The organism is Streptomyces sp. NPDC005195 (assembly GCF_040608315.1).
Classification (GTDB): domain Bacteria; phylum Actinomycetota; class Actinomycetes; order Streptomycetales; family Streptomycetaceae; genus Streptomyces; species Streptomyces kaempferi.
In genome coordinates, this window is sequence record NZ_JBEXHZ010000049.1 from 24,348 (window position 1) to 38,385 (window position 14,038).

At 70.6% G+C, this 14,038-nt stretch carries 13 protein-coding genes and 1 tRNA gene; 5 read left to right on the forward strand and 9 right to left on the reverse strand.

Translation table 11 applies throughout. The features are described from left to right. Positions 1–114: 114 nt before the first annotated feature. The 6 genes from ABZV34_RS30820 to ABZV34_RS30845 all read right to left on the reverse strand — a co-directional run bounded on the left by ABZV34_RS30820 (position 115) and on the right by ABZV34_RS30845 (position 6,270). Positions 115–1,605 (reverse strand): penicillin-binding transpeptidase domain-containing protein, encoded by a 1,491-nt coding sequence (locus ABZV34_RS30820; protein ID WP_356283777.1) that lies wholly within the window; start codon positions 1,603–1,605, stop codon positions 115–117. After that, positions 1,602–3,050: an FtsW/RodA/SpoVE family cell cycle protein gene (locus ABZV34_RS30825; protein WP_356283779.1), complete on the reverse strand. Its 1,449-nt coding sequence runs from the start codon at positions 3,048–3,050 to the stop codon at positions 1,602–1,604. Before ABZV34_RS30825 ends, ABZV34_RS30820 begins: the two co-directional genes overlap by 4 nt. Positions 3,051–3,076: 26 nt before the next feature. Then, positions 3,077–4,621 (reverse strand): Stp1/IreP family PP2C-type Ser/Thr phosphatase, encoded by a 1,545-nt coding sequence (locus ABZV34_RS30830; RefSeq protein ID WP_356283782.1) that lies wholly within the window; start codon positions 4,619–4,621, stop codon positions 3,077–3,079. A 128-nt stretch (positions 4,622–4,749) separates the two neighbouring features. After that, the gene (locus ABZV34_RS30835) at positions 4,750–5,277 is read right to left on the reverse strand and encodes an FHA domain-containing protein (protein ID WP_168529076.1); all 528 of its coding nucleotides are present in this window, start codon (positions 5,275–5,277) and stop codon (positions 4,750–4,752) included. 10 nt (positions 5,278–5,287) lie between these two features. Beyond that, positions 5,288–6,148, reverse strand: coding sequence for a DUF3662 and FHA domain-containing protein (locus ABZV34_RS30840; RefSeq protein WP_356283785.1), 861 nt, complete (start codon positions 6,146–6,148; stop codon positions 5,288–5,290). After that, the gene (locus tag ABZV34_RS30845; protein ID WP_356283788.1) at positions 6,136–6,270 is read right to left on the reverse strand and encodes a hypothetical protein; all 135 of its coding nucleotides are present in this window, start codon (positions 6,268–6,270) and stop codon (positions 6,136–6,138) included. Before ABZV34_RS30845 ends, ABZV34_RS30840 begins: the two co-directional genes overlap by 13 nt. 415 nt (positions 6,271–6,685) lie before the next feature. Here ABZV34_RS30845 and ABZV34_RS30850 point away from each other — a divergent pair. Continuing rightward, a tRNA-Leu gene (locus ABZV34_RS30850) sits at positions 6,686–6,772 on the forward strand. 125 nt (positions 6,773–6,897) lie between these two features. Here the strand turns inward: ABZV34_RS30850 and ABZV34_RS30855 are convergent. After that, entirely contained in the window at positions 6,898–8,154 is a 1,257-nt protein-coding gene (locus ABZV34_RS30855) for a histidine kinase (RefSeq protein WP_356283791.1), read from the reverse strand. Between the two features lie 309 nt (positions 8,155–8,463). Here ABZV34_RS30855 and ABZV34_RS30860 point away from each other — a divergent pair, with 309 nt between their 5' ends. Then, a complete protein-coding gene (locus tag ABZV34_RS30860; protein ID WP_356283794.1) occupies positions 8,464–9,120 on the forward strand; it encodes a TetR/AcrR family transcriptional regulator in 657 nt (218 codons plus the stop codon). Between the two features lie 353 nt (positions 9,121–9,473). Here the strand turns inward: ABZV34_RS30860 and ABZV34_RS30865 are convergent, their stop codons facing one another. Continuing rightward, positions 9,474–10,100: a ScbR family autoregulator-binding transcription factor gene (locus tag ABZV34_RS30865; protein WP_356283797.1), complete on the reverse strand. Its 627-nt coding sequence runs from the start codon at positions 10,098–10,100 to the stop codon at positions 9,474–9,476. A 183-nt stretch (positions 10,101–10,283) separates the two neighbouring features. Further along, entirely contained in the window at positions 10,284–11,078 is a 795-nt protein-coding gene (locus ABZV34_RS30870) for a response regulator transcription factor (protein ID WP_356283800.1), read from the reverse strand. A gap of 473 nt (positions 11,079–11,551) precedes the next feature. On the opposite strand from ABZV34_RS30870, the gene ABZV34_RS30875 reads away from it, so the two are divergent. From ABZV34_RS30875 to ABZV34_RS30885, 3 genes are all read left to right on the forward strand, one after another. After that, the gene (locus ABZV34_RS30875) at positions 11,552–12,586 is read left to right on the forward strand and encodes a ScbA/BarX family gamma-butyrolactone biosynthesis protein (RefSeq protein WP_356283803.1); all 1,035 of its coding nucleotides are present in this window, start codon (positions 11,552–11,554) and stop codon (positions 12,584–12,586) included. A 55-nt stretch (positions 12,587–12,641) separates the two neighbouring features. After that, on the forward strand, positions 12,642–13,565 hold the full coding sequence (locus ABZV34_RS30880; protein WP_356283806.1) for an NAD-dependent epimerase/dehydratase family protein: 924 nt from the start codon (positions 12,642–12,644) through the stop codon (positions 13,563–13,565). Positions 13,566–13,947: 382 nt separating this feature from the next. Next, positions 13,948–14,038, forward strand: a 91-nt coding sequence (locus tag ABZV34_RS30885) for a biotin carboxylase N-terminal domain-containing protein (RefSeq protein ID WP_308427085.1), incomplete at its 3' end; no start/stop codon positions are given.

Below are 14,038 nucleotides of genomic sequence, written 5' to 3' on the forward strand. Positions count from 1 at the left end.
TGTGCCGTCCGGGCATACCGTACCCGGATCGACTTGTGTGACCTGGCCGAGCCCGTCACCCGATACAGGACCGGTATCGCAACGTGCACCGATGCGAAGGAGACGTGACGGGGGTCACTTCTTGCTGTCGATTACTGCCTGCATCACACTCTTGGCGATCGGGGCCGCGAGACCACCACCGGAGATGTCGTCCCGGTTGGCGCTCTCGTCCTCGACCACCACGGCGACGGCGACCGGAGAGCTGCCGTCGGCGAGCTTCGCGTACGAGATGAACCAGGCGTACGGATTCGCGCTGTTGGCCACACCGTGCTGGGCGGTACCGGTCTTGCCGCCCACCGTGACGCCGTTCTCGTTGATCTTGGCGTTGGTGCCGGTGCCCTCCTTGACGACCGTCTCCATCATGGACTGAAGGATCTGGGCGTTGTCCTTGGAGAGCGGCTCGCTCAGCTTCTGCGGCTCGGTCTGCGAGATCACGTCCAGGTTCGGAGCCTGCAGCTTGTCGACCATGTACGGCTTCATGAGCGTGCCGTCGTTGGCGACCGCCGAGGCGACCATGGCCATCTGCAGCGGGGTCGCCGCGGTCTCGAACTGGCCGATGGAGCTGAGCGCCGTCTGCGGCTTGTCCATCGACTTGGGGAAGACGGAGGCGTTCGAGCGGACCGGCGTGAACTGCTGGGCGTTGAAGCCGAACTTCTCGGCCTCCGACAGCATCTTGTCCTTGCCGAGGTCGGCGCCGATCTTGCCGAAGACCGTGTTGCAGGAGTAGCGGAGCGCGACGCGCATGGTCGCGTTCTTGCAGGGGATGCTGCCCTCGTTCTTCAGCTCGGTCCTGGTGTCCGGCAGGGTGTACGGCAGCGGTGAGTCCGTCTTCTGGTCCGCGGACGAGTACAGCCCGTCCTGCAGCGCCGCCGCCGCCGTGACCACCTTGAAGGTGGAGCCCGGCGGGTAGGTCTCGCGCAGCGCCCGGTTGAGCAGCGGGTCGTCGGGGTTGTTCTTCTTCAGAAGCTTGTTCCAGGCGTTGCTGTCCGTCGTGGTGGAGTTCCCGGCGAAGGTCGACGGGTCGTACGACGGGGTGGAGGCCAGCGCCAGGATCGCGCCCGTCTTGGGGTCGATCGCCGCGACGGCGCCCTTGCCCTGCTTCAGCAGGCCCTGGTACGCGGCCTTCTGCGCGGCGGCGTTGAGGGTGGTGACGACGTTGCCGCCCTGCTTCTTCTTGCCCGTGAGCATGTCGAGCGTGTTGCGGAAGAAGAGCCGGTCGTCGTTGCCGGTGAGGATGCCGTCGTCGATGCTCTCCAGCTGGGTGGCGCCGAAGGCCTGCGAGGCGTACCCGGTGACGGGCGACCACATGGCGCCGTCCTTGTAGGTGCGCTTGTACTCGAAGTCGTTGATGCCGTTCTTGGCCGACTTGGCGGCCCCGGTGATCGGGTTGCCGTCGACGATGATGTCGCCGCGCGGGGTGGCGTACCGCTCGATGGCGACGCGGCGGTTGTGCGTGTCGGTCCGCAGGCTGTCCGCCTGGACGTACTGGATGTAGTTGTCGCGGATGAGCAGGGCGAGGACGAGGAGGCCGCAGAAGATCGCGATCCGGCGCAGGGGCTTGTTCACGGGCGGACCACCTGGGTCATCTCGGCGTCGGGGCTGGGTGCGGGTGCGGGGGCCGGGCGGCGGGCGGTGTCGCTGATTCTGATGAGGATGCCCATCAGAGCCCAGTTGGCGATGACCGAGGAGCCTCCGTAGGCCAGGAACGGCATCGTCATACCGGTGAGGGGGATCAGGCCCATGACGCCGCCCGCGACGACGAAGACCTGGAGCGCGAAGCCGCCGGAGAGACCGACGGCGAGGAGCTTGCCGAACGGGTCACGGGCCGCGAGCGCCGTACGGATGCCGCGCTCCGCGATCAGGCCGTAGAGGACCAGGATCGCCATGATCCCCGCCAGGCCCAGTTCCTCGCCGAAGCTGGCGAGGATGAAGTCGGAGTTGGCGGCGAACCGGATGAGTTCGGAGTGGCCCTGCCCCCATCCGGTGCCGAGCGTGCCGCCGGAACCGAAGGCCCACAGGGCCTGCATGGCCTGCTCGGAGTGGAGGATGCCGTCGTGGGTCCCGGCCTGGCTGAGCTTGTACTCGTGCAGCGGGTTGAGCCAGGCCTGGACACGCGTCTGGATGTGCGGTTCGAAGCTCGCCACGCCCACCGCGCCGACCGCCGACATCAGCAGACCGAAGACGATCCAGCTGGTCCGCTCCGTGGCGACGTACAGCATGATCACGAACATGCCGAAGAACAGCAGCGAGGTACCGAGGTCGGTCTCGAAGACCAGGATCAGGATGGAGACGAACCAGACCACCAGGATCGGGCCGAGGTCGCGTCCGCGCGGCAGGTAGAGACCCATGAAGCGGCGGCTGGCGAGGGCCAGCGCGTCGCGCTTGACCATCAGGTACCCGGCGAAGAAGACCGCGAGGATGATCTTCGCGAACTCGCCGGGCTGGAGGGTGCCCAGGCCGGGAATCGAGATCCAGATCTTGGCGCCGTAGATGTTGGCGCCGAGGCCCGGAACCAGCGGCAGCAGGAGCAGGATCAGGGCGCCGAACATGGAGATGTAGGTATAGCGCTGCAGGACGCGGTGGTCCTTGAGGAAGATCAGCACCGCGACGAACAGGCCGATGCCCAGCGCCGTGTACATCAGCTGGCGGGGCGCGGCAGGGGCGAAATTGGGCAGCGACCGGAGTAGCTTGGACTGGTCGAGGCGCCAGATCATCACCAGGCCGAGGCCGTTGAGCAGCGTCGCCAGTGGCAGCAGCAGCGGGTCGGCGAACGGCGCGAACTTCCGTACGGCGAGGTGGCCGACGCCGGCGAGCAGGCCGAGGCCGAGGCCGTAGCTCAGCAGGCCGGGCGGCACCGAGTCGTTGATGGCCAGGCCCACGTTGGCGTAGGCGAAGACCGGGATGACGACGGCGAACACCAGGAGTGCCAACTCGGTGTTGCGCCGGCTCGGCGTGCCGATCGAGCCGATCGTCGACGTGTGGTGCGTCGGCGTGTTCGTACTACTGCTCATGGTGTGACAGGGCCCCTCACGGCTTCTTACTGCTTACCGCACAGCGAGACCAGCTTCTGCTCCTCGTCGGAGAGGCTGGGGCCGGGTGTGGGAGTGGGTGCGGTCTTGGACGGGTTCGACGACGGTGAACTCGACGCGTTCGGTGTCGGCGTCGGACTGGACGTGGCCTTGGACGTCAGTGAGGTGGTTGTGGTTCCCGTGGTCCCACCTGCCTCGCCCACACCGGCCTTTGCGCTGTTCTGCGTTCCGGCGGCGCGCCGCTCGGAGTCCTTCTTGCACGCGGACGCCTGCACGGCGAGCTCGTCGATCTTGGACCGGGCGTCGCTGAGACCGCCCTCCGTGATGGTCGCCCTGACCTGCTTCTGCTGATACGGCGGCAGGTACTTGAGTTCGATCTCGGGGTGGTCCGTCGCCACCTTCGAGAGCGAGACCCAGGCGAGGTCCTGGCTGATGCCGCGGTACAGCGCCACGTGCTGCCCGCTGCTGCCGACGTAGTACTGCGTCTGCGTCCACCGGTAGCCGCCGTACGCGCCGCCGCCGATGACGGCGAGCGCCAGCACCGAGTAGAAGGATCTCTTCAGCCACCTGCGTCCGCGGCGCGGCTTGACGAAGTCCTCGTCCGAGTAGTCGGCGAAGCCGCCGGCGGGGGCGTAGCCGTCGGCCTCGCCGCTGCCGGGCGGCCCGAACTCGCCGCCACCGCCCTGTCCGGGCACCGGACGGCCGAGACCGGAGGCGCGGCCCGCGGGGGTCTGCATGGCGCCGTTGTCGTGCAGCTGGTGCTGGTTCTCGGCGACCGCGCCCACCACGACGGGGGTGTCGGAGAGCTGCGCGGCGAGGGTGTCGCCGGAGTCGATGTCGAGGACGTCGGCGACGATGACGGTGATGTTGTCCGGGCCGCCGCCGCGCAGCGCGAGCTCGATGAGGTTCTGGACGGTCTCCTGCGGGCCCTGGTAGCTGGCGAGGGTGTCCTCCATCGTCTGGTGCGAGACGACGCCGGAGAGTCCGTCGGAGCAGATCAGGTAGCGGTCGCCGGCGCGGACCTCACGGATGGAGAGGTCGGGCTCGACGTGGTCGCCGCTGCCCAGCGCGCGCATCAGCAGGGAGCGCTGCGGGTGGGTGGTGGCCTCTTCCTCGGTGATGCGGCCCTCGTCGACGAGGCGCTGCACCCAGGTGTGGTCCTGGGTGATCTGCGTGAGGACGCCGTCCCGCAGCAGATAGGCGCGGGAGTCGCCGACGTGCACGAGGCCGAGGCGCTGGCCGGTCCACAGGAGCGCGGTGAGGGTGGTCCCCATGCCCTCGAGCTGGGGGTCCTCCTCGACCATCATCCTGAGCTGGTCGTTGGCACGCTGCACGGCGGTGCCGAGCGAGGTGAGGATGTCGGAGCCGGGCACGTCGTCGTCGAGCGCCACGATGGTGGAGATCACCTCGGAGGAGGCGACCTCACCGGCGGCCTGGCCGCCCATTCCGTCGGCGATCGCGAGCAGCCGGGGACCGGCGTAACCGGAGTCCTCGTTGCCCTCGCGGATCATGCCTTTGTGCGATCCGGCGGCGAAGCGCAGTGACAGACTCATGCGCACCTCGCCCGTCGGCTCCGGGTACATCCGCACGGTGCCCACCCTCCGGTCGGGAGCGCGCCGGGGTCCTTCGTGTGGACCGCCGCTGCGTGCTCGCTCCGCTCGCGCTCATTCATGACGTGGCACTACTTCCGCAGCTCGATGACGGTCTTGCCGATGCGGATCGGCGCACCCAGCGGGATCGGCGTGGGAGTCGTCAGTCGGCTCCGGTCGAGATACGTGCCGTTGGTGGAGCCGAGATCCTCGACGATCCACTGGCCGTCCCGGTCCGGGTAGATCCTGGCATGACGGCTGGACGCGTAGTCGTCGTCCAGCACGATGGTGCTGTCGTGCGCGCGGCCGAGCGTGATGGTCTGCCCCTGGAGCGCGACCGTCGTGCCCGTGAGCGTGCCCTCGGAGACGACGAGTTTGCTGGGGGCGCCGCGGCGCTGGCGGCCGCCGCCGCTCGGCGGCGCTTGCTGCTGGCGCTGCGGCGGTGGCGCCGCAGCCTGGCGTGCGGCCTGTTGCGGCCTGGCGGCGTCCCTGCGCGAGCCGCGCTGTGTGACGCGCGTTCCGAACAGGTCGCTGCGGATGACCTGCACGGCCACGATCACGAACAGCCACAGTACGGCCAGGAAACCCAGCCGCATGACCGTGAGGGTCAGCTCTGACATTGCCCCCGCTTCACCCTTCGGCTTGCCGGTAAATGATGGTGGTGCTGCCCACGACGATCCGCGAGCCGTCGCGGAGCGTAGCGCGGGTGGTGTGCTGCCCGTCCACCACGATGCCGTTCGTGGACCCGAGATCCTGGATCGTCGAGGGCGTTCCGGTCCGGATCTCACAGTGCCGGCGGGATACGCCGGGGTCGTCGATCCGCACGTCGGCTTCGGTGCTGCGGCCCAGCACCAGCGTCGGGCGGGAGATCTGGTGGCGGGTGCCGTTGACCTCGATCCAGTGCCGTGTGCGGCCACCGCTCGCCGGTCCGGCGGCCGCGCCGGGCCGCTGGCCCATCGGCGAGGGCCCCGGGCGTCCGGGCGGTGGCGCGGACGGCATGGGAGGAGCGGCGGCCGGCGGATAGCCGTACCCGCCCTGGCCCCCCTGGCCGCCCTGACCGCGCGGGGACGCCGGAGCGGGGCCCGCCGGGGCGCGATCCGGCGCCTGCTGGTCGGTGGAGGAGGCGAGCGTACGGCTGCGCACCCGGTACAGACCGGTGTCGAGGTCGTCCGCCTTCTCCAGATGGACCTTGATCGGGCCCATGAAGGTGTAGCGCTGCTGCTTGGCGTAGTCGCGCACCATGCCGGCGAGCTCGTCGCCGAGCTGGCCCGAGTAGGGGCTGAGACGCTCGAAGTCCGGTGTGCTCAGCTCCACGATGAAGTCGTTCGGTACGACGGTCCGCTCGCGGTTCCAGATCGTGGCGTTGTTGTCGCACTCGCGCTGCAGCGCTCCGGCGATCTCCACGGGCTGGACCTCGGACTTGAACACCTTGGCGAAGGTGCCGTTGACCAGACCTTCGAGACGCTGCTCGAATTTCTTCAGGACTCCCATGGGGCACCTCCTCCTTCGTAGCCGTCCTGGTACTGCGTGCTGCCTGTGCCGTACTGCGCACGGCCCGCCGCGTCGTACGGTCGGCCGCTGTCGTGCTGGTACTGCTTACTGATCGTATCCACGCGCCGGGAAATCGGCTGGTTCCCCCTGTCGGCTCGGTCGACGGGTTGTCGACGCCTTCCGAAGTCCCCTCCCGAAGTTCCCTGCGAGGCACCTTTTCGAACTCTTCCCCGCACTACTCCTGCCAAGGATCGTAGAGGCGGCCCGGGACCAGTGTCCCGCACCCGGCTGTGCACGCTGTCCTGCTCCTGGGGAGATGGCCTGGACCGGTACGAGGTTGATACGTGAACCGGTTCTCGTCGATACGTGCGACGGCGCCGACGTGCTCGGGCCCCGGCGTACAGGGGGTCCCCGGGGCCCCAGGGGCACCGGAGCCGCGCGGAAAGCGAGGTGAATCCGCCCGTGCCACCGTGCTAATCTTCTGCATGTCGGAAGGCGCTCGCACCACACGGTGGGGCACCGGAGGACACACCCAATGCGCGGGTGGCGGAATAGGCAGACGCGCTGGATTCAGGTTCCAGTGCCCGAAAGGGCGTGGGGGTTCAACTCCCCCCTCGCGCACCAGTGAAGAGGGCCCATCGTGATCACGATGGGCCCTCTTCCGTATGCCCGTGACCGGGGTGGTGCCGGGCGGCCCTGGTGGAGTGTGTTCTGTCTCTCAATTTTTCTCGGGCCGCCGGGGCGGGGTCTCAGGGATGCCGGCGCAGGGGGAGATGGATCTCCAGGAGGGTGCCGGTTCGGGTGCCCGGGGTGATGCGCGTGCGGCCGCCTAGGTCGTCGATGCGGTCGGTCAGGGAGCGCAGGGCCTCGGCGGAGGCGGCCGTGGGTCCGTGGCCGTCGTCGGTCACCTTCGCGTAGAGCCAGCGTCGGGTGACGCGTACGACGGTGTCCACCCGCCGTGCGCCCGAGCGGGCCAGGCGGTCGCGCAGGGCCTCGCGCAGGGCGAGGAAGGTCTCCTCCCGGTACCGCTCGGAGAGGGTCCGCTCGTCCCCCGCGACCTCGACGGAGGTCCGGATGCCGAGGCCGGAGTGCGGGCGGGGGCCCGCGAGGAAGGCCTCCAGGGCCTCGCGCAGGGGTGGCAGGGCGGCGCGCCGGCGCAGGCCGCCGATGAGCGCCTGGTTCTGCCGGGACGCCTCCGCCAACGCCCGCTGCGCCGCGGCGAGATGGGCGGTGGGGTGGGCGGCGGGGGTGTGGGAGGCGGTGGGGGAGCCGGGGGATGCGAGTGAGTCCAGGGTGGCTGGTGTGGCGGAGGTGTTGGGCATCGCCGCGGCCGGTGCGGCCTTCGTGGCGGCGGCTGTCGTGGCGGCCTCGAGGCTGAGGCGGGCCGTGGACAGGGCGCCGCCCAGTTCGTCGTGGAGCTGCCGGGCCAGCCTGCGGCGCTCACCCCGGCCGTCGTCACCGGACCACAGGCCCTCCCCGGCGTCCCGGACCACCTCGCCGAGGCGCCGGACGACCGCGACCGCACGCGGCAGCACGCTCTCCCGGTGCGCGATGCCCTGCTCCAGGACGTACAGCAGGGCGCACTCCAGGAGCAGCGCGACGGCGGCCGCCACCTGGTGGGGGGAGGCCGAGGGCGGGGCCACGGGTGCGGGCGGGGCGTCCGCGGCGGGGGGTGCGGACGTGGTCGGGGCGGTTGCCCCGGCGCGCACCAGGACGGTTCGGGCGAATTCCGTCAGTGTGCCGCGCAGCGCCGGCACCTCCGCCTCGGCCGGGGCGAGTACGTCGGGCAGCCGGGCGGCGAAGCGGTCGAGGACGGCGTCGGTCTCCCAGGTCCCCAGGGTGTCGCCGGCCGGGCCGGTGGCGGGGCCGTGGCGCGATGACATCCGGGACGCCGCGCGGACCAGGCCCTCGTGCAGGGCCTCGCCGAATCCGCTGCCGACGGCCGGCACGCCGCCGGGAACGGAGACGGCCGGGGGGACGGGGGCGGGGGCGGTCGTGCCGCTCATCGGACTCCTCAACGCTCGGGTGACGCTCGGGTGTCGGGGGCTACGTGGCCATCGTCAACGTAACAAACAGACTTGTCTGATTGTCAAGGGTCGACGGGTGTTCCGGACGGGCTGTGCTCACGGGATCGCTTCCCCGTCAAGAGTCCGGCCATGGCCAAGAGCAGCAGGTTGTATGGGGATTGGATGGAGGTCTGCGGTCGCAGGGCTGTCAACCAAAACAGGCATGGTTGTATGATTCCGGTTGTCGCCGGCGCCCACGGGCACCCGCGCTCCTTCATGCCAAGCGCAGGAATAGGCAGGTGCAGCCTGATGCAGACTCGGTCCGAACAGACCCGTCAGGCTCTCGTCCGTGCCGCGGCGGAACTGATAGCGAACGGCCGGCTCGCCGATGCGGGGCTGGTCAACATCTGCCGCCGGGCCGGAGTGAGCCGGGGGGCTCTCTACCATCACTTCTCCTCCATCGCGGAGTTGAACGCCGCCGTCTACGAGCAGGCGCACGAGCGGGTCGTCGCGCTCATGGACGAGGCTTTCGGGGGCGGCCCCGTGGAGGACGCTCCCGAGCGTCTCCTGATCGCCTTCTGTGAGGCCCTGCGGACGGAGGAACTCGTCCGGGCCGGCATCCAGTTGGCGGTGGACGGGTCGGCGGGGCCGCCCCGGCTGCGCGACGACGTGCTGACGCTCGTACGCGGGCGTGTGGCCGACACGCACCGGGACGCCGTGCCGGCGCCGGAGGATCTCGCCGACCTGGCGGTGGTGGTGGCCGCGGGGCTGGAGTCCCTGGGGCACACGGATGCCGAGTGGTGGGACGCCAGGACGTCCAAGCGACTGTGGGCGCTGCTGCGGCCGCTGTTCTCGGTGGCAGCCGTCGGGGGCGCGGGTGCGGTGAGCGCCATCGGTGCGGTGGGTGCGGTGGGTGCCGCCGGTACGGAGGGGGCCGGGCGGCGGGGGGAAGGGGAGCGGGTCTGAGGTGCCGCGCCGGGCCGTGTCCGCCCTGGGCGGCGCCGTAGCGGGGCGCGGCGGTTCCGTGCGGCGGAGTGCGGGGCACGGGGGCCTTGTTCCGTGCGGTGGTGCGGTCGTGGGCGAAGCGAGGCCGGGGCGGGCGCCGGTGGTGCCGTACGGGTGGGGTGCGCGGCAGCTGTCCCTTAGGGTGCACGAGTACACGAGCACCCAGGGTGCCTGGGGCGCTGGTCGCGTTCAGGGCGTCCGGATGTGGAGCGCGGTCGGGTTCCGGGCCGGGGCGGCGGCTTGGGGGTGCCTGGCCGCTCGGCGGGTTCGGCGGGGTTCGGCCGGGGCGGCCGTCCGGCGGCGTCCGGTCGCGCTCAGACGTCCTCGGGCTCGGGCTGCGCGGTCATGGTGGTGCGCAGGCGGCCGAGCAGGCCGGGAGTGGCCAGGCCGGGCAGTACGAAGCGCCAGAACGCGCCGATGCGGTCGGGCAGGTCCGCGCGGTTGCTGTACACCTGCGACATCAACTGCAGCCCGGTGAAGGAGCCGACGATGGTCGAGGTGGCTTCCTTGATGTCCACGCCGGGCAGGATCTCGCCCTGCTCCTCGGCCTGCCGCAGCAGCGCCAGGATGGCCGCGCCGGACTGCTCGTACGCGGTCTGCGGCGGGCGGGAGAAGGACGTCTGCTCGACCGCGAGCCGCACACTCGCGCGCAGCACCGGGTCGCGCTGGAGGCGCTGGGCGAACTCCAGGGTCAGGTCGATGACGGCCTGGAGCTTCACCGCCCGGTCCGGCACCACGAGTGCTTCGCTGTGCGCGGTCACCAGGGCCACGGCGATCGCTTCCTTGGAGGGGAAGTGGTGGTACAGCGCGCCTCGGGTGAGACCCGTCCGGGCCAGGATGTCGTTGGTGCTCGCCGCGTCGTAGCCGCGCTCGTCGAACACCCGGGCCGCGGACTCCAGGATCGAGTGCCTCGACCTCGTTCCGCGCTCTTGTGTGGCCATGCCAGGTCCTTGCTCTCGCCCCGCTGAAATTTTACCGACTGGTCTGTATTGTATCGGCAAGGCGGCACGCCGCCAGAGGGCGGAAGTACTTGCTTCCGGTTCGGCGCGGCCCGGCTCGGTTTTCGGTCGGTCCGGGCGTGGTTCCCGGGGCACCCCCGGGCGGTCGCGGACGACCGCCCGGGGCTACGGATGGCCGAGCCGGAACCCGACCCCGCGGACGGTGATGATCCAGCCGCTCGAACCGAGCTTGCCGCGCAGGCTGCTGACGTGGGTGTCGATGGTGCGGCCGCGGTGGGACCAGGTGTCGTCCCAGACCTGTGCCATGAGCTGGCGGCGTGGCATCACGGTGCCGGGCTGCGAGGCCAGCAGGTGCAGCAGGTCGAACTCCTTGCGGGTCAGGTCCACCGGCTGCCCGTCCAGCGTGGCCACCCGGGTGCCGACGTCGATGCGCAGCGGCCCGTGGGTGATGACCTGGGCGGACGCCGGCTGCTGCCGGACCCGGCGCATCACCGCCTCCATCCGTGCCAGCAGTTCACGGAATCCGTAGGGCTTGACCAGGTAGTCGTCGGATCCGGCCTGCAGTCCGAGCACGCGGTCGAGCTCCGAGCCGCGCGCGGTGACGGCGATGACCGGGGTGTCGCAGACCGCCCGGATGCCCCGGCACACCTCCAGCCCGTCCAGGTCGGGCAGGTCGAGGTCGAGCAGCAGGAGATCGGCGTCGCGGTGCGCCTGGAGCGCCTTGGTGCCGGTGGCCACGCTCTGCGCGGCGTACCCCTGCCGCAGCAGGCCCTGGACGAGGGAGTCGGCGGCCCTGGCGTCGTTCTCCACGACCAGGACGCGCAGGGCTCCGGCCGGCGGGCCGGGGTGGTCGGTGGCGGCGTGTGCGGCGACCGGCCGCCCGGGGTGGGGAATCGTGGGGCGGTGCGGGAGATTGCGCTGCGATCGGACGTCGAGTAGATCCACGGCTTGCCGATTCATCTGCTCCTCCTGAGGCACAGTCTCGTCAGCACGGAACGGACTGCTGAACGCTCACCTTGAGGACGATAGCAAACAGACTTGTCTGATTGTCAACGTGTTCTCCGTCCCCCGCGCGTCGGTCCGCGTCCTTCGTCGGCAGTCCTTGTTGACCTGCGCCGATGTGCGGTTATTCGCCAATCCGAGGACGTGTCTCCGGCGGGTCCGCACGGGATGCCGAGCCCGGTCGGGCCGGGGTCCGCGACTCTAACCATGCAGGTCTGCACGGTTTCGAGGAGTCGGTGGCGCAAGTGGCGTGATCGTGCCGTACCAGCCGGTAATGACGGCCTGAACCTAGAGGGATACTAAAGCTTTACTTGAAGAACCGAACAGACATGTCTGTATCTTGTGCGAGCAAGAGAACGTCGGCCACGGGGGGTGGCTGCCGACAGTGCGGAGTGCTGCCCCCTGCTCGGAAACAGACAGGAGTGCCGTACATGTCGTACACCACCTCCACCCGTGTGTCCGTCGAAAGCCACGTCGCGACGGTGGCCACGAGGGCCCCGCGAACCACCGTGAGGACGCCGCAGCCCCGGCTGACCACGACGGTTCCGCGCGAGTACGTGCACCGCGCCGCCGTGTCCGAAGTGCTGTTGACCGGCTGGGAAGCCGCCGCCGGGCCCGGCGAGCCGGCCGGACCCGACCGCTCCGACGTCTTCGCGGTCAGCGCCCAATGGCCGCGCAGCCACTCGTTCTTCACCCAGTCCGGCGGCTATCAGGACCCGATGCTGCTGATCGAGTCGGTCCGCCAGATCGGCTCCCTGCTCGCGCACGCCGAGTTCGGCGTCCCCTTCGGGCACCAGTTCCTGATGTGGGACATGTCGTTCAGCACCGCCCCCGAACTCCTCGTCGCGGACGCCGTGCCCACCGAGGTCGAACTGCGCACCGTGTGCCGCGACATCGTCCGCCGTGGCCGTGTGCTCGGCGGTATGCGCTACGACGTCACCGTGCTGCGTGACGGGAAGGCCCTGGCCACCGGGGGCGCCGCGTTCAGCTGCACCAGCCCGGCCGTCCACCGCAGGCTGCGCGCCGGCCGCCCCACCACCACCGACCGCGTCGTGCCGCCGGGGATCGATCCCGCCGCCGTGGGCCAGTCCGGCGACCACCATGTGCTGCTCGCCGAGCCCGGTGCCGGGCCTGGGGCCGCGCCCGGCACCGGCGACCGCTGGGAACTGCGCGTCGACACCGCCCATCCCACCTTCTTCGACCATCCCGTCGACCACATACCGGGCATGGTCCTGCTGGAGGCGGCCCGGCAGGCCGCCCTCGTCTCGACGGGCATGCCTGACGCCCTGCTGCTGGGCCTCAAGAGCAACTTCGCGCGCTACGCCGAGTTCGACGCCCCCTGCTGGATCGAGCCGCGGGTCGAACCGCACGGCAGCGACGGTGGCGTACTGGTGCGGGTGCGCGGGACGCAGCACGCTGAGACGGTCTTCACCGCCGAACTCGTCCTGAGCCCGCGCGGCCGTTGACCCCGTACACCGTCCGGGCCCCTTGGCGAGCGTCCCATCCCGAGGAGAGTGTTCCGTGCCCACCCTTCTGATCACCGGCGCGGCCGGCTTCGTCGGCAGCCATGTCACCCGTGAAGCGGGGCGACGGCGGGCCGAGGTGAGGCTGATGTCGCACCGCAGTCCCCTGCCCGGTTCCGGCCCCCGGGTCGTACGGGCCGACCTGAGCGAACCCGCGTCCCTGCGCGGGGTGTGCGAGGGCGTCGACGTCCTGATCCACTGCGCCTCGCGGATCGGTGGGGACGTCGAGGCCAACGAGGCCGTCAACGCCCGCGGTACGGCGGCCCTCGTCGAGGAGGCGCGCGGCGCGGGGGTCGCGCGCATCGTCCAGCTCAGCACCGCCTCCGTCTACGGCCGCGGTACCTTCCGCGGCGGCCGGCCCGAGGAGCTGACGCGCAATCCGGGCTCGCCCACCTCCCGCACCCGGGCCGAGGCCGAGGACGCCGTTCTCGCGGCCGGCGGCATCGTCCTGCGGCCGCACCTGGTGTACGGGGAGGGCGACACGTGGGTGGTTCCGGGACTGGCCAGGCTGCTGTCCACGCTGCCCGGCACCGTGGACGGCTGGCCCTCCCGGACGTCGATGATCGCGGTGTCCGAGCTGGCCGGACTGCTGGTGGCGACCGCGCTGGCCCCCGCCGCCGACCTGACGGCCTCCGTCTATCACGCGGCCCACCCGGAGCCCGTCCCGGTGGACGCCCTGCTGCGCGCGGTGGCCGCCTGCGCCGGCATCGACCGGCCGGACCGGGATCTGACCGCCGGCCAGGCTCGGGCGGTCCTGGCGGAACGCGGCGTACCGGCGTCGGGGCTCGACATGTTCCTCACCGACCACGTCTTCGACAACGCCCCGCTCTGGTCCGATCTGCGCCGTGCCCCCGGCCCGGGGTTCGACACCGGTTTCGCGCAGGCCGCGCCCTGGTACCGCAAGGTCCTGCACTCCGGCTGAGAGCTCCCGTACTTCGCCGGGAAGCCCCCGTGCTCCGCCTGGAAGTCCCGTACTCCGCCGGAAGTCCCGTACTCCGCCTGAAAGTGCCCGCACCGCGACTCAAGGCCCCGCACTCCGGCCGGCTCGACTTCCACCGGCCCGGAAAATCTGCGGAAGGCCGAAAGTGTCTCCACGGAATGCCGCGTTCCTTCTCTTTCCGGACCCGACGGTTCCGCCCGTCGGGTCCGGGTTTTTGACGGAGGCCTGACCTTTATCTTTCCTCTTCCGCAAACTACTGCCCCGGGTCTGCGGATTCTGACCCAGTCCTGCAACGGACCGTATTGAAGGGGGGTGCGCGCTCGAACAGTGTGGTGGCTCCGAGCGGAGTCAGGGGAGGTTCATCGTGCGCAAGGTGCTCATCGCCAACCGTGGCGAAATCGCTGTCCGCGTGGCCCGGGCGTGCCGGGATGCCGGGATCGCGAGCGTTGCCGTGT